This is a genomic window from Rhizobium sp. BR 249 (genome assembly GCF_047445895.1).
GTDB lineage: Bacteria > Pseudomonadota > Alphaproteobacteria > Rhizobiales > Rhizobiaceae > Rhizobium.
On record NZ_JARWKX010000004.1, the window covers coordinates 105,350 to 119,425 of the forward strand.

A 14,076-nucleotide genomic window follows, 5' to 3' on the forward strand; every position below is an offset into this window, starting at 1 on the left:
TAAAGACATTCCGGGGCACAATCAATCATCTTGAGGCTGGGCTGAAGCAGGTCTTGCCTTATGTCCATGTCAATCGCTTGAGACCTGAGTCGGGGAAATGAAGAGAAACCTGCTGTCCGTCGCCGCGCTGCTCTTTGGCACGCTCTTCCTTTTCATGGGCAACGGCCTGCAGGGCATCCTGCTTCCGGTGCGCGGCAATATCGAGGGCTACGCCACGACGACCCTTGGCCTGCTTGGCACCTCATGGGCCGGGGGCTTCGTCATCGGCTGCCTGGTGGCGCCGAAACTGGTGCGCCGTGTCGGCCATGTCAGAGCCTTCTCGGGCTTCATCTCGATCATCGCCATCATCGCGCTGGTCAGCGGCATCATCATCGATCCGTTCTGGTGGGTGGTCCTGCGCGCCGTGACCGGCTTCTCCACCGCCGGCACCTCGATGATCATCGAAAGCTGGCTGAACGAGCGTGCCAGCAACGAGAGCCGCGGCGCGATCTTCTCGCTTTATATCGGCATCACGCTGCTCGGTGTCGTCGGCGGCCAGATGATGATCCCGCTCGAGGATGTGCGCACACCGGTGCTCTTCATGATCTGCGGCATCTTCTATTGCATCGCCATGCTGCCGACGACGCTGTCGACCGCCGCTTCGCCGCAGCCGCTGAAGGCGGTGCGCCTCGATCTGCCGGCGCTTTACCGCAACTCGCCGGTCTCCTGCCTCGGCATCCTGCTCGTCGGCATCGCCAACGGGGCCTACGGCACGCTCGGCGCCGTCTTCGGCGCGGGCGCCGGCCTCTCCGATACCAGCATCGCCGTCATGATGAGCGCCACCATCTTCGCCGGCGCGCTGATGCAGCTGCCGGCCGGCCGGCTTTCCGACCGGATCGACCGGCGCTACGTGCTGGCCGCCATGTCGGCGATCGCAGCCGTTGCCGGCTTGCTGATCTTCCTGATCCATCCGACGTCTGCCGCCCTGCTGATCGGGCTCGTCGTTCTCTATGGCGCGGTGGCGAACACGCTCTACCCGATCGCCGTCGCCCATGCGAACGACTTCGCGGCGGCCGAGGATTTCGTCAAGGTCTCTGGCGGCCTGCTGCTGCTCTACGGCATCGGCACGGTGATCGGCCCAACGATCGGCGGCCCGGTCATGTCGGCGATCACCCCGCATGCGCTCTTTCTCGTCACCGCCATCGCCCACCTGCTGATCACCGTCTATGCCATCATCAGAAGCCGCATCCGCGCCGCCGTGCCGGCAAGCGACCGCGACGCCTACACGACGATCCCGACCGGCACCTCGCCGATGCTGACGCCGCAAAGCATGTCGCTGGCCGATCGCGGCGCCGGAAAATCTCCTGAAACCGGAAAGTCTCCCGAAAGCGGCGATCCTGCTGTAAAGTTCGGCTGAGCAATTCCAGCAAAGCGCAGCGGTTTTGCGTTCAAAATTGCGAAGGACGACATTCCGGCAACGGAGGAGGAACCATGAGCTTCATCGATGACGACCGGCCGCAGAAAAAGGCCGCCCACGAGATCGGCGCCGATCTCTCCATGCTTTCGGTGGATGAGCTGAAAGCACGGGTGGAATTGCTGAAAGCGGAGATCGCCCGGCTCGAAGCCGAGGCCACCCGCAAGGCCTCGGGGCGGCAGGCGGCGGAAAGCTTCTTCCGCTCTTAAAGCGCGTCCCGTTAAACCCAATTCAAGCGACGCGCTTCAACTCCTCGTTTCCATGCATGCCGTTGTCCCGGAATCGCTGCACGCTTCCGGGCGACATGCATGAGCTGCATGTCGCGCTGAAACCCAGAGAAAACAAGGCGCTGGATAGTAAAATGAGCCGCCCTCAAGTCTTGATTCGGCACAATGTTAATAAATTATTAAGCTTTCTAAGATATTACTGTACTCGTCCAGATTTTCTCTGGGTTCTCAGACAGTTTTCCAAGCGGTGAATTGGTCTGATTTTTCTCCCTGTTTTACCTTGAGAGCCGCTTTTGCGGCTCTTCTTTTTGCTATTTCAGCGGCTTTCCACGAAACTGTGGAGATTAACCCTTTCTTAAGAAACGACTTGCGCAATTCCGCTAATGATACCATTCTTAGAGGCATAGAGACCGGCCCGGAAACTTTTCCCATGGCGCCGGCGTTACCTGAACATAAGTAGCTGCGTGCAACAGGGACTATTGCGATGTCGGAAGTTGGAGTGAACACGATCAGTTTTGCAGGCCGCGCCGCTGCATCTTCGCAGTTCAAGGCACTCTATGCGGAAGGCATGTCGCTGGTTGAAGAGACCGCCGCCTATCTCGACGGCCAGGGCCGCGCAGCTTCCAAGGTTCTGCCGCGCATGGCCTCCGTTCTCTACGCCGCGGAATCGATGCGCCTTACCACCCGCCTCATGCAGATGGCCTCCTGGCTGCTGCTGCAGCGCGCCGTCAACAACGGCGAAATGTCTCGCGATCAGGTGCTGGCCGAGAAGAACAAGGTCCGCCTCGACGGCTTCAACGTCGATCGCGCCGCACCCGGCTGGGGCGACCTTCCGGAATCCTTCCGCGACCTCGTCGAGCGCTCGCTGCGTCTGCAGAACCGCATCGCCCTGCTCGACCGTGAAATCTACCGTCCGTCCGAAGCCGTGATCGTTCACGACAATCAGAACAGCGTCCAGGCCCAGCTCTCCCTGCTGCAGACGGCCTTCGGCAACAACTGATCGGATCTTCCGGAATTCAATATCGGACCGGCTGCGCCCCGCGCGGCCGGTTTTTTGTTTGTCATTCGACAACCACGTCCCGAGCAGTGTGCAAACGCAAAAAAGCCCGGCAGAACCGGGCCCTTTTCAATTGCTGTCCAGCAGAAGCGATTAGAGGCCGAGGCCGCCGAAACGCTTGTTGAACTTGGAAACGCGGCCGCCGCGGTCCATGAGCTGCTGGTTGCCACCGGTCCAGGCCGGATGCGACTTGGAATCGATTTCGAGGTTCATGACAGCGCCTTCCGAACCCCAGGTCGAGCGGGTTTCGTATTCGGTGCCATCGGTCATGACTACCTTGATCGTGTGATAGTCGGGATGGATGCCTGCCTTCATAACAATCTTCCTGCGATACCGGAGTTCAATTTGCCGCATGCAGTTGCGGCCAAGGAACCGTTTGAATAAATGAAGCCGCAGTCGTGATGGCTACGGCTTCCCATTAGGATGCGGTGCCTATACATGAAGGACGCCTAGATAACAAGAGCCAACAGGCCGCATTGCGCGGGTCCTGCGGGCGAACGGAGACGATTTGGCAGAACAGGCACGGGCTGAGGAAAATAAGAGGCGGTCGCTGCGTCCGCTCGGCACGCTGACGCCATATGTCATGCGTTATCGCGGCCTCGTGGCCGGCGCGCTGATTTCGCTGACGCTTGCCGCCGTCACCTCGCTGGCGCTGCCGCTTGCCGTGCGCCGCATGATCGATCACGGCTTCACGCACTCCGACGGCCGCTTCATCAACAGCTACTTCGCCATGCTGATGGTCATGGCGATCGTGCTCGCGGTCGCGAGCGCGCTGCGCTATTATTTCGTCATCACCATCGGCGAACGGATCGTCGCCGATCTCCGCCGCGATGTTTTCACCCATGTGACGCGGCTGTCGCCCTCCTTCTTCGACGTCAACCAGTCCGGCGAGATCGTCTCGCGGCTGACCGCCGATACGACGCAGATCAAGTCCGCCGTCGGCGCCACCGCCTCGGTGGCGCTCAGGAACCTCATTCTCTGTCTCGGCGCTATGGGCATGATGATCGTCACCTCGCCGAAGCTTTCGAGCCTGGTCATCGGGGCGATCCCGCTGATCGTCTTCCCGCTCGTCGCCTTCGGCCGGTCGGTGCGCAAACGCTCCCGCGCCGCCCAGGATACACTCGCCGAAGCATCCGCCTTCGCCAACGAGACGGTCGCCGCCACCCGCACCGTGCAGGCTTTCAACGGCGAGGACGCGGCAGCGGCACGCTATGGTGCCGCCGTCGAATCCGCATACGCGGCCGCCCGCGCCGCCATCCGCTCCCGCGCGCTGCTGACCGGGATTGCCATCACGCTGATCTTCGGCAGCGTCGTCGCCGTGCTCTGGGTCGGCGCCCACAGCGTCCTTGCCGGCACGCTGTCGGCCGGCACGCTCGGCCAGTTCCTGCTCTATGCCGTCATCTCCGCCGGCTCGCTCGGCGCGCTGTCGGAGGTCTGGGGCGAACTCTCCCAGGCCGCGGGTGCCGCCGACCGGCTGACCGAGCTTCTCGACGAAGTCTCCCCGATCGCGGCCCCCGCCCATCCGGAAGCTCTTCCTTCGCCCGGCCGGGGCCATGTCGAGTTTACCGACGTGCATTTCGCCTATCCCTCCCGCCCCGGCAAATCGGCACTGCACGGCTTGAACTTCGCGATTGCGCCCGGCGAAACGGTCGCCATCGTCGGCCCGTCCGGCGCCGGCAAGAGCACCGTCTTCTCGCTGCTCCTGCGCTTCTACGATCCCCAGCAGGGCAGCGTGAAGATCGACGGCATCGACGCGCGGCTGACGACGCCCGACGAACTGCGCCGGCGCATCGCCATCGTGCCGCAGGACGTCACCATCTTCGCCGCCTCGATCCACGACAACATTGCCTTCGGCCGTCCCGGCGCCTCGCGCGACGAGGTTCGCGCCGCAGCCCTTGCCGCCCAGGCCGACGAATTCGTCGCCCGGCTGGACAAGGGCTACGAGACCGAAGTCGGCGAACGCGGCGTGACGCTCTCCGGCGGTCAGCGCCAGCGTATCGCCATCGCCCGCGCCATCCTGAAGAATGCGCCGGTGCTGCTGCTCGACGAGGCGACCTCCGCACTCGATGCCGAAAGCGAGACCTTGGTGCAGAAAGCGCTCGACGGCCTCGTGGACGGCCGCACGACGCTCGTCATCGCCCATCGCTTGGCAACCGTGCTGAAGGCCGATCGCATCCTCGTCATGGACCAGGGCCGCATCGTTGAGGAAGGCACGCATCAGAGCCTGATCCGTCACGGCGGCATCTATGCGCGGCTGGCGCGGCTCCAATTCGATGCCGCCCACGAGGATGTGCTCGCCGCAGCGAAATAACCGGCATAGGCTCTCCAAACACACCGACTAAAGTTTGACGCCGCCGCACCCTCCCTGCGGTTGTCTTTCGCGCGCTCTGCCCTACCCTCTTCATGCCCCGGGTGGGGATATTGCTGCTGAAATCCTTGGGAGGAGATAGGAATGGCGCTTTCCGATATCACGCGACGCACGGGCCTTGCGCTCGCTCTCGGCCTGACTGCAACGCTCGGTCTCGGCACTGCTTCCGTTGCGGCGGATTTTCCCGATCGCGCGATCACCATGGTCGTGCCCTTCGCCGCCGGCGGCTCGACCGATGTCGTCGCCCGCATCGTCGCACAGAAGATGTCGGAAGATCTCGGCCAGCAGGTGATCGTCCAGAACGTCGCCGGCGCCGGCGGCAATCTCGGGGCCGGCAACGTCGCCCGCGCCGACGCTGACGGCTACACCATCCTGATGGGCACGGTCGCGACTCACGCCCTCAATCCGTTGATCCTCAAATCGACGCCTTACGACCCGGAGAAGGATTTCGCGCCGGTCTCGCTGCTCGTCGTCGTGCCGAACGTGCTGGTCGTCAATCCGGAACTGCCGGCAAAGACCGTGCCGGAGCTGATCGCACTGCTGAAGGCCGAGCCCGACAAATACAGCTATGCCTCGTCGGGCAACGGCACGCCGCTGCATCTCTCCGGCGAGCTCTTCAAGAGCATGGCCGGCGTCAGCATGCAGCATATTCCCTATAAGGGCGCCGGCCCGGCGCTGAACGACGTCATCGGCAACCAGGTGCCGATCATGTTCGACAACCTGCCTTCCTCCTCCAGCCACATCAAGGCGGGCACGCTGCGGGCGCTGGCGGTGACGACCGCCGAGCGCGCGCCCTCCTTCCCCGATCTGCCCACGATCGCCGAGTCGGGCATACCGGGCTACGAAACCTATACCTGGAACGCGCTTTTTGCCCCGGCCAACACACCGAGCGAGGTGGTGACGCGGCTCAACGCCTCGGCCAACAAGGCGCTCAAGGACCCGGCCGTTGCCGAACGCATGAAGGAATTCAGCGCCACCATCGTCGGCTCGACGCCGGAGGAACTCGCCGCCCATGTGAAAGCCGAGCTCGCCAAATGGGGACCGGTCGTCAAGGGCGCGAACATCCAGATGGAGTGACGCCGGGGTCCATGCCGCCGCTCGCCTCGCTTGCGTCCGATGGAAGCGGCGGCAATTGGACGCTGTGCAATTCATTTCTAATTAAGGTAGTGGAAAAGCTCACCATTTTGGTCTAGCCTCCGTCACGCTGATGGTTGGAACGCAGCGTTTTGGGAGACATCAATGTATAAATTCGAAGTCTACAAGGATAAATCAGGCGAATTCCGTTTCCGCTTCAAGGCATCGAACGGCGAAACCATGTTCAGTTCCGAAGGCTACAAGGCAAAGGCATCCGCCCTGAACGCCATCGAATCCATCAAGAAGAACTCGCCCGGCGCCGACATCGTCGACCAGACCAAGACCGAAGCCTGATCAAGGCGGCAGCAGCGGCTTGAACGCCGCTCTGCCTTCCGCGCCTATGAGCAGCGCCGGTGCTTTCGAGCCTGGCCTGTTTGCTTGTGAATCGTGCGCAATTCCTATCTTTGCAAATTTTTTTGAAAGTCATGTCGAAATGACCGTTGGCCGCGCCTCATTGTCTCGGAACGGCTGAGCCGCTCCGCCGGGCGTCACGGCTGCCTGGATCAACGCCACCAACGAGATCAGGAGTTTCCCATGCAATATGCTCTCATCATTCGCGAAGCCGCCGAGGATTTTGCGCGACGCAGCGATCCCGTCTATCGCGACGGCTGGGTTGCCTATAGCAAAGCGCTGGCTCAAGCGGGGATCATGACCGGCGGCGCCGGGCTGACAGCCCCTGAAACCGGCACGATCGTGCGTCGCAAAGGCGAAAACCACGATGTTCAGGACGGCCCCTATCCGGAGGGCAAGGAACAGCTCGGCGGCTTCTATCTGATCGAGGTTCCCGACATGGATACGGCGCTCGAATGGGCGATACGCGTTCCGATCTCCGACAAGGGGTCGGTCGAGGTACGGCCGCGCCTGCAGATGTGAGGCTGCGATGCCGCTCGATGCCGGACGCGCCGCCGAACAGGTGGCGCGTCAATCCTACGGCAAGCTGATCGCCTTTCTCGCCGCCCGCTCGCGCGACGTGCCCGCAGCGGAAGACGCGTTGTCGGAAGCACTGGCTTCAGCCCTTCGCGTCTGGCCGGAACGCGGCGTCCCCGATAATCCGGAAGCCTGGCTGATGGTCGCCGCGCGCCGCAACCTCATGCAGGCGGCCCGCCACCGCACCGTCCAGGCCAACGCGCAGGCGACGATATCGCTCGCCTTCGAGGAGGCGGAGGAGCGCATGAACGGGGCCGGAAAATCCATCTTCCCCGATGAGCGGCTGAAGCTGCTTTTCGCCTGCACCCATCCCGCCATCGACAAGTCGGTGCATACGGCACTGATGCTGCAAACCGTTCTCGGCATCGAGGCGAAAACCATCGCCAGGGCCTTCGTCGTGTCACCGGAAGCGATGAGCCAGCGGCTGGTGCGGGCCAAGGTGAAGATCCGCGAGGCCGGCATTCCCTTCGCCATTCCCCCTCGCCCCGCTTTATCAGGGCGGCTCGCCGCCGTTCTCTCAGCGATCTACGCCGCCTACGGCCTCGGCTGGGATGGCCTCGACGGTGAGGAGGAGCGCCATTCGCTCGCCGGCGAAGCCATCTGGCTCGGCCGCACGCTTCTCACGGTACTGCCCGACGAGCCGGAAGCGATCGGTCTTCTTTCCCTCATGCTTCATTGTGAAGCCCGCCGCGGCGCCCGGCGGGACGGCAACGGCCGATATGTGCCGTTGGACGAGCAGGGTACGGCGGCCTGGAATGCGATCATGATTGCGGAAGCAGATGCGCTGCTGCGTAAGGCAGGAAGCTTCGACCGGTTCGGCCCCTTCCAGTGCCAGGCAGCGATCCAGTCCGTGCATGCGGCGCGGCGGCTTTCGGGAGTGACCGACTGGCAGGCGCTGACGACGCTCTACGCCGCGCTCGTGACGATGAAGCCAACGCTTGGCGCACGCGTCGGCCAGGCTGCGGTGATCGGCAGGGCGTTGAGTGCGGCAGCCGGCCTGGAGCGGCTCGACACGCTCGATCCGCGCGACATCGCGGGCTATCAGCCCTACTGGGCCGTTCGCGCCTTTCTTCTGGCTCGCGTCGGCGATATCGCGGCGGCCGATGCCTATATGACGGCCATCGGTCTCAGCGACAGTCCCGCCGTGCGCGACTTCCTCGCCGGCCGGCTGGAGCAGGTGCGCCAAACCTCGCCAGGTTGATCATTTCTCGGTCAGCTTCAGCTCGATGCGGCGGTTGGTGGCGCGTGCATCCGGTGTGTCGCCCGGCGCGATCGGCTGGAACTCGCCGAAGCCGGCGGCAACGAGCCGGTCGGCCGGCACGCCCCGCCCGATCAGGAATTTGACGACCGAAATCGCGCGCTCAGAGGAGAGTTCCCAGTTGTCGCGATAGCGGCCGGTCCCGGCGAGCGGCACATTGTCGGTATGGCCGTCGACGCGCAGCACCCAGTTGATCTCCGGGGGAATTTCCTTGGCGAGATCGAGAAGGGCGGCGGCGAGCTTCGCCATCTCCGTCTGCCCTTCCGGATTGAGATCGGTGCCGCCCGAGGGAAACAGCACTTCCGACTGGAAGACGAACCGATCGCCGACGATGCGGATATTCTCGCGATCCGACAGGATTTCGCGCAGGCGGCCGAAGAAGTCGGAGCGATAACGGTTCAGTTCCTGCACACGTGCGGCCAGCGCCACATTGAGGCGGCTGCCGAGATCGGCGATCTTGGTCTGCGAGACCCGGTCCTTCTCTTCGGATGCCTGCAGCGCCGCTTCGACGGCGGCGATCTGGCTTCGAAGTGCGGCGATCTGCTGGTTCAGGAGTTCGACCTGGCTCAGCGCCCGCTCGCTCACCTGCTTCTGCTCGTCGAGCTCCTGCGTCATCGCGCCTATACGCTTCTGGGCCGCATCCTGACCGCCCGAACCGGCGTTCAAGAGCGCCTGCAGCCGCGAGCGGTCGCCTTCGGCGGTCGCGAGCGAGGCTTGCAGATTGGCGACCGAATCCTGGAGATCCTGATTGCTACCCTTTTCGAGCGCGAGAAGCTGCGTCAGCTCGTTGATCTGGCTGTTGAGGCGGTTCAGCACCTCGTCGCGTCCGGTGATCTCGCGGCTGAGGATGAATTGGCCGACGACGAAGACCGTCAGCAGGAACATGATTGCGATGAGCAGCGTCGACAGCGCATCGACGAAGCCCGGCCAATAATCCACCGTGCGTTCGCGGCGGCGGTTGCGGGCGAGAGCCATGGCTTACTTGCCCTCGCTCTTCTCTGTCTGGCTCGCGCGGTCGCGCTGGCGTTCGGTCTTCTCGCCCCCCCGCTCCTGCAGGCCGATGCGTTCGGCCAGCCGGTCGAGCGTGCGGCGCATCGCCTTCGCCTCGTCCTGCTGCGCCTCGATCCAGTCACGCAGCATCTGCTGCTCATTGCGCATGTTCTTGACGAGCCCCTGAATGCCTTCGGCAAGGCTCGCCATGGCGGCGACGGAACGCTGGCTGCCGACGCCGCCCTCTTCGGAGGCCTTGCGCAGATAATCGGAGAGCGCACGCATATCCTCCGAGCCGGAAACGGCGTCGAGGGCTGGCGCGAGATCGGAGCCGACATCGGTGACCGAAGAGAGCCAGTTTTCCAGCTCCATGTAGAAGCGGTTCTGCGCGCGGCCGGCCTGCAGGTCGAGGAAGCCGAGAATGAGCGAACCGGAAAGGCCGAGCAACGAGGAGGAGAAGGCTTGGCCCATGCCCGAAAGCGGCATGGAAAGCCCTTCCTTCAAAGCCGAGAGCACGTCCCCCGTGCCGTTCGAGCCGGCATCGAGCGACTGGATGACGGTGCTGATCGAGCCGATCGTGCCGATGAGGCCCCAGAAGGTGCCGAGCAGGCCGAGGAAGACCAGAAGGCCGATCAGGTAGCGCGAGACGTCGCGCGATTCGTCGAGGCGGGTGGCGATCGAATCGAGGATCGAACGCAGTGCCGTCGTCGACAGCGCCACCGAGCTCTTACGGCTGCCGATCAGGGCCCGCATCGGCGCAAGCAGCCGCGGATTGCGGTTGACCTTGTCGGCACTGCCGGCGGCACGGAAGGAATTGAACCAGCGCACTTCGGGGCGAAGCGCCAGCACATGGTTGAAAACAAGGATGATTCCGACCGCGAGAACGCCGAGAATCAGGCCGTTGAGGCCCGGATTGTGCATGAAGGCGGTCTGCGTCTGCCGGAAGAGGATGGCGGCGATGAAACCGACGATGACGAGGAAAAGAAGCATCGTCCAGAGGAAAGGCATGGGGCTCGAAAGCCTGTGGGCATAGCCGCCCGTCGTCTTTTCGGTGGAGCCGATCTCCGCCACATTCACATTTTCCATAGGTTCAGCAGCCTCCGAACTCATCGCTGGCGGAGACTAGAGCAACATTGTGCCGAATTGAAGTATGCCGGGGCGAAAAGCGTGACTTTACAACAGCCGGTTTTTCATTCGCTCACTTGGCGGGGATCGGCCGCTTGATGACTTCGATCAGCGCCTTGTGGATGGCTTCGTTGCCGGCAACGATCGCGCCGCTCTCCAGAATGGCCGTCCCGCCGTCCCAATCGGTGGCAAAACCGCCGGCTTCGCGGATGAGCAGGATGCCGGCCGCCATATCCCAGGGCGCAAGCTCCGCCTCCCAGAAACCGTCGAACCGACCGGCCGCGACATAAGCGAGATCGAGCGTCGGTGAGCCCAGGCGGCGGATGCCCGCCACTTCGCCCATCACGTGGCGAAGCTCCACCAGGAACTTGCCGTGATTGCGCTTGCCGAGCGCCGGCACGCCGCAGCCGATGACGCAATCCGACAGCACCCGGCGCGCGGCGACACGCAGGCGCCGGTCGTTGAGGAAGGCGCCGCCGCCGCGTTCGGCGGTATAGAGTTCGTCGGTCGCCGGATTGAAGACGACCGCGGCGACGATCTCGCCATTGCGTTCGAGCGCGATCGAAACGGCGAAGGCCGGGATGCCGTGCAGGAAGTTCGTCGTGCCGTCGAGCGGATCGACGATCCAGCGATGCGCGCCGTCCGTGCCCTTGATCTCTTCGCTTTCCTCGCCGAGGAAGCCATAGGTCGGGCGGGCCTTCATCAACTCTTCGCGGACGATCTTCTCGGCCTTGCGGTCGGCGGTGGAAACGAAATCGCCCGGTCCCTTCACGGAAACCTGCAGGTTCTGCACTTCGCCGAAATCACGCCCCAGCGATTTTCCTGCCTTGAGGGCAGCCTGAACCATGACATTGAGAAGAGCTGAACGGGCCATCTGCGCATTTTCCTTGGGACTGATACGGGGCGCGCGCTGCCAGGGCCGGGAAATGTCCCTGAACATGCATGACAGGCAGCGCTGCAAAGATTGGCGGCCTCAAGACCACAAAATCGCGGAAATTTCAAGGGGAGGCGCGCATGGCTGCCCTGCAGCATCGCAAATCGCTCGCTTTGCCGGCCGGTGGGCGCCGATCTCAGAATTTCTGCTGCGTTATCAGCACTTCGCGGGCGATCTGATCGAGCGGCAGGACGCGGTCGACGCCGCCCTTGGCGATCGCCTCCTTCGGCATGCCGAAAACGACGGATGTCGCCTCGTCCTGCGCCACCGTATAGGCGCCGGCCTGATGCATTTCCAGCATGCCGCGCGCGCCGTCGTCGCCCATGCCGGTCATGATGATCCCCATGGCGTTCGAGCCGGCCGAACGCGCCGCCGAACGGAAGAGCACGTCAACGGAAGGCCGGTGGCGGGAGACCAGCGGCCCGGTCTTCACGCTCACATGATAGCGCGCGCCCTGGCGTTCGAGCAGCGTGTGCCTGTCGCCGGGCGCGATCAAGACATGGCCGCGCAGCACCGGATCGCCGTCGGCGGCCTCCTTGACCTCGACCTCGCAGAGCCCGTTCAGCCGGTTGGCGAAGGCGGCGGTGAATTTCTCCGGCATATGCTGGACGATGACCATGCCGGGCGCATTGGCCGGCAGTTCCTCCAGGAACTCGCGCAGTGCTTCGGTTCCGCCGGTGGAGGCGCCGACGCAGACGACCATCTCCGTCGTCTTCGCCATGGCCTGCCCTGTCGGCGGCGGCAGCATGGCATCGGCCGTCAGCTTCTTGGCCGGCCCCTCGGCGGAAGCGGAGCGAATGGTCCCGGCCGCGCGGCGGACTGTGGAAAGCCGCGCCTGCGAGGCGCTCTTGACGACTTCGCGAATGCGCATGGCGTCATCGGCAAGGCTGTCGGCGGCGCCGATCTTCGACTTCAGAATGACGTCGACGGCGCCCGCCTCCAAAGCCTGAATCAGCGTTTCCGAACCCGCCTCGGTCAGCGACGAGCACATCACGACCGGGATCGGCCGCTGCGCCATCAGCTTGCGCAAGAAGGTGATGCCATCCATGCGCGGCATCTCCACGTCGAGCGTGATGACATCGGGGACCTCGTCCAGCAGCCTGCGCGCCGCCACGAAGGGATCGGACGCCACTGCCATGATCTCGATATCGGGATCCTGCTCCAGCACGTGGGCCAGCGTCTGCCGGACGCTGGCGGAATCGTCGATGATGAGGACGCGGATTTTCTTGCGCATGAACGCCTCTAGATACGCTGGAACACCGTGTTCGAGACCTGTTTCAGCGGCAGGTCGAAACCGGTGATCGACTCGGAGTGGCCGATGAACATGTAGCCACCCTTCGCCAGGCAATCGCAGAGGCGGTTGAGCACGCCGGCCTGAGTCTGCTTGTCGAAGTAGATCAGCACGTTGCGGCAGAAGATGATATTCATCAAGTCGCCGACCGGATATTTGTCGTCCATCAGGTTCATCCGGGCAAACCCCACCCTGCTGCGCAGCTTCGGGTTTATGCGCACCTCCTTGCGGCCTTGCTGCTTGGCGACCAGCACATATTTGCGCTGCAGATCGCGCGGCACGGGCGCGATCAGGTCTTCCGGATAGATGCCCCGGCGCGCCGTCTGCAAGACGTCGGTGGAAAGATCGGTGGCAAGCACGCTGTAGGAAACGTCGTTGCGACCTTCCGCGAATTCCGCCAGCACCATCGCCATCGTATAGGGTTCGGCCCCTGTCGAGCAGGCCGAACTCCAGGTGCGGATGGTGCGCACGCCGCTATTGGCGATCGTCGGCAGCGCCACGGTCTGCATATATTCGAAATGCTTGGCTTCCCGAAAGAAGTCGGTCTTGTTGGTCGTCACCACGTCGATCAGATAGACGGTTTCCTGGGCAAGCCCGTCGTGATTGAACAGGAAGTCGCAATAATCGTCGAAGGTCGAATGGTTGGTTGCGCGAAGGCGGCGCCGCAGCCGCCCTTCGAGCATCGTCAGCTTGGTCGGCGGCATCTTGATGCCGCTGTAGTCGTAGATGAACCGGGCAAGCTTTTCGAAATTGCGCTTGCTGATCCGATCACCCGGCAATTGGGTTTCCACCGCTGCCATACTCATAGAAAGCAGTACTCCGGGTTGATGCGCGCTCAGGCGGCCGATTGCAGTGCCGAGGTATCCTCGCGCGACAAGAGCCGCGCGAGATCGATGATGACGACGAAGCCGTTTTCACGGCGAACGACGCCTGCAATATAGTCCGAGCGCCAGCGCACGCCGATGTCGGGCGCCGTCTCGATCTGGTCGTGCCGGAACGGCGTGACTTCGAAGACGCGGTCGGCGACGAGGCCGAGCGTCAGCAGCCGGCTTTCCATCGGCACGTCGAGGACGAGCACCCGCGTATGCGGCGTCGGCACGGTCTTCGTCATGCCGAGCTTCAATCGAAGATCGATCGTCGGCACGCCCTGCCCGCGCACGTCGCGCAGGCCGAGCAGATAGTCGGGACCGTTCGGAATCTTGAACGCTTCCGCATAGTCGAGGATTTCCCGCACGACCTCGACCGGCACGGCGAAGATCTCCTCGCCGAGGCTGAAGGTCACGAATTGCGCTTCCAGAGATGTCGGAGCCAT

Annotated in this window: 15 protein-coding genes; 8 read left to right on the plus strand and 7 right to left on the minus strand. The window is 63.5% G+C overall.

Annotated elements, in window-relative coordinates; genetic code table 11:
* The first annotated feature begins 97 nt into the window (after nt 1-97).
* From QD408_RS05745 to QD408_RS05755, 3 genes are all read left to right on the plus strand, one after another.
* Nucleotides 98-1,396, plus strand: coding sequence for an MFS transporter (locus tag QD408_RS05745; protein WP_414138630.1), 1,299 nt, complete (start codon nt 98-100; stop codon nt 1,394-1,396).
* Nucleotides 1,397-1,470: 74 nt separating this feature from the next.
* Nucleotides 1,471-1,662 carry a DUF1192 domain-containing protein gene (locus tag QD408_RS05750; RefSeq protein WP_088682822.1) on the plus strand — a complete coding sequence of 64 codons (192 nt, stop codon included), beginning with the start codon at nt 1,471-1,473 and terminating at the stop codon, nt 1,660-1,662.
* A 502-nt stretch (nt 1,663-2,164) separates the two neighbouring features.
* Nucleotides 2,165-2,680: a DUF1465 family protein gene (locus tag QD408_RS05755; RefSeq protein ID WP_088682823.1), complete on the plus strand. Its 516-nt coding sequence runs from the start codon at nt 2,165-2,167 to the stop codon at nt 2,678-2,680.
* Nucleotides 2,681-2,830: 150 nt separating this feature from the next.
* On the opposite strand, the gene rpmE is transcribed toward QD408_RS05755, so the two are convergent.
* Nucleotides 2,831-3,052: a 50S ribosomal protein L31 gene (rpmE, locus tag QD408_RS05760; protein WP_009990270.1), complete on the minus strand. Its 222-nt coding sequence runs from the start codon at nt 3,050-3,052 to the stop codon at nt 2,831-2,833.
* Between the two features lie 193 nt (nt 3,053-3,245).
* Here rpmE and QD408_RS05765 point away from each other — a divergent pair, with 193 nt between their 5' ends.
* From QD408_RS05765 to QD408_RS05785, 5 genes are all read left to right on the plus strand, one after another.
* Nucleotides 3,246-5,048: an ABC transporter transmembrane domain-containing protein gene (locus QD408_RS05765; RefSeq protein WP_414138631.1), complete on the plus strand. Its 1,803-nt coding sequence runs from the start codon at nt 3,246-3,248 to the stop codon at nt 5,046-5,048.
* A gap of 141 nt (nt 5,049-5,189) precedes the next feature.
* On the plus strand, nt 5,190-6,182 hold the full coding sequence (locus QD408_RS05770; RefSeq protein ID WP_414138632.1) for a Bug family tripartite tricarboxylate transporter substrate binding protein: 993 nt from the start codon (nt 5,190-5,192) through the stop codon (nt 6,180-6,182).
* A gap of 162 nt (nt 6,183-6,344) precedes the next feature.
* Entirely contained in the window at nt 6,345-6,533 is a 189-nt protein-coding gene (locus tag QD408_RS05775; RefSeq protein WP_088682826.1) for a YegP family protein, read from the plus strand.
* A gap of 240 nt (nt 6,534-6,773) precedes the next feature.
* A complete protein-coding gene (locus QD408_RS05780) occupies nt 6,774-7,112 on the plus strand; it encodes a YciI family protein (protein WP_088682827.1) in 339 nt (112 codons plus the stop codon).
* Nucleotides 7,113-7,119: 7 nt separating this feature from the next.
* Nucleotides 7,120-8,367 (plus strand): RNA polymerase sigma factor, encoded by a 1,248-nt coding sequence (locus tag QD408_RS05785; protein ID WP_414138633.1) that lies wholly within the window; start codon nt 7,120-7,122, stop codon nt 8,365-8,367.
* Here the strand turns inward: QD408_RS05785 and QD408_RS05790 are convergent, their stop codons facing one another.
* From QD408_RS05790 to QD408_RS05815, 6 genes are all read right to left on the minus strand, one after another.
* On the minus strand, nt 8,368-9,399 hold the full coding sequence (locus QD408_RS05790; protein ID WP_414138634.1) for a peptidoglycan -binding protein: 1,032 nt from the start codon (nt 9,397-9,399) through the stop codon (nt 8,368-8,370).
* Nucleotides 9,400-9,402: 3 nt separating this feature from the next.
* The gene (locus QD408_RS05795; RefSeq protein WP_414138635.1) at nt 9,403-10,500 is read right to left on the minus strand and encodes a flagellar motor protein MotA; all 1,098 of its coding nucleotides are present in this window, start codon (nt 10,498-10,500) and stop codon (nt 9,403-9,405) included.
* A 112-nt stretch (nt 10,501-10,612) separates the two neighbouring features.
* A complete protein-coding gene (locus QD408_RS05800; RefSeq protein WP_414138636.1) occupies nt 10,613-11,413 on the minus strand; it encodes an inositol monophosphatase family protein in 801 nt (266 codons plus the stop codon).
* Between the two features lie 196 nt (nt 11,414-11,609).
* Nucleotides 11,610-12,707, minus strand: a complete 1,098-nt coding sequence (locus QD408_RS05805) for a protein-glutamate methylesterase/protein-glutamine glutaminase (protein ID WP_414138637.1) — start codon at nt 12,705-12,707, stop codon at nt 11,610-11,612.
* 8 nt (nt 12,708-12,715) lie between these two features.
* Nucleotides 12,716-13,570, minus strand: coding sequence for a CheR family methyltransferase (locus QD408_RS05810; protein ID WP_088683133.1), 855 nt, complete (start codon nt 13,568-13,570; stop codon nt 12,716-12,718).
* A gap of 29 nt (nt 13,571-13,599) precedes the next feature.
* Entirely contained in the window at nt 13,600-14,076 is a 477-nt protein-coding gene (locus QD408_RS05815; protein WP_088683134.1) for a chemotaxis protein CheW, read from the minus strand.

Excerpts from the sequence above, each read along its gene's own strand:
- QD408_RS05775 (WP_088682826.1), top strand. The coding sequence starts at position 6,345 with ATGTATAAATTCGAAGTCTACAAGGATAAATCAGGCGAATTCCGTTTC.
- rpmE (WP_009990270.1), bottom strand. The coding sequence starts at position 3,052 with ATGAAGGCAGGCATCCATCCCGACTATCACACGATCAAGGTAGTCATG.
- QD408_RS05745 (WP_414138630.1), top strand. The coding sequence starts at position 98 with ATGAAGAGAAACCTGCTGTCCGTCGCCGCGCTGCTCTTTGGCACGCTC.
- QD408_RS05790 (WP_414138634.1), bottom strand. The coding sequence starts at position 9,399 with ATGGCTCTCGCCCGCAACCGCCGCCGCGAACGCACGGTGGATTATTGG.
- QD408_RS05800 (WP_414138636.1), bottom strand. The coding sequence starts at position 11,413 with ATGGCCCGTTCAGCTCTTCTCAATGTCATGGTTCAGGCTGCCCTCAAG.
- QD408_RS05770 (WP_414138632.1), top strand. The coding sequence starts at position 5,190 with ATGGCGCTTTCCGATATCACGCGACGCACGGGCCTTGCGCTCGCTCTC.
- QD408_RS05755 (WP_088682823.1), top strand. The coding sequence starts at position 2,165 with ATGTCGGAAGTTGGAGTGAACACGATCAGTTTTGCAGGCCGCGCCGCT.
- QD408_RS05805 (WP_414138637.1), bottom strand. The coding sequence starts at position 12,707 with ATGCGCAAGAAAATCCGCGTCCTCATCATCGACGATTCCGCCAGCGTC.
- QD408_RS05780 (WP_088682827.1), top strand. The coding sequence starts at position 6,774 with ATGCAATATGCTCTCATCATTCGCGAAGCCGCCGAGGATTTTGCGCGA.
- QD408_RS05750 (WP_088682822.1), top strand. The coding sequence starts at position 1,471 with ATGAGCTTCATCGATGACGACCGGCCGCAGAAAAAGGCCGCCCACGAG.
- QD408_RS05795 (WP_414138635.1), bottom strand. The coding sequence starts at position 10,500 with ATGGAAAATGTGAATGTGGCGGAGATCGGCTCCACCGAAAAGACGACG.
- QD408_RS05815 (WP_088683134.1), bottom strand. The coding sequence starts at position 14,076 with ATGGCTCCGACATCTCTGGAAGCGCAATTCGTGACCTTCAGCCTCGGC.
- QD408_RS05785 (WP_414138633.1), top strand. The coding sequence starts at position 7,120 with ATGCCGCTCGATGCCGGACGCGCCGCCGAACAGGTGGCGCGTCAATCC.
- QD408_RS05810 (WP_088683133.1), bottom strand. The coding sequence starts at position 13,570 with ATGAGTATGGCAGCGGTGGAAACCCAATTGCCGGGTGATCGGATCAGC.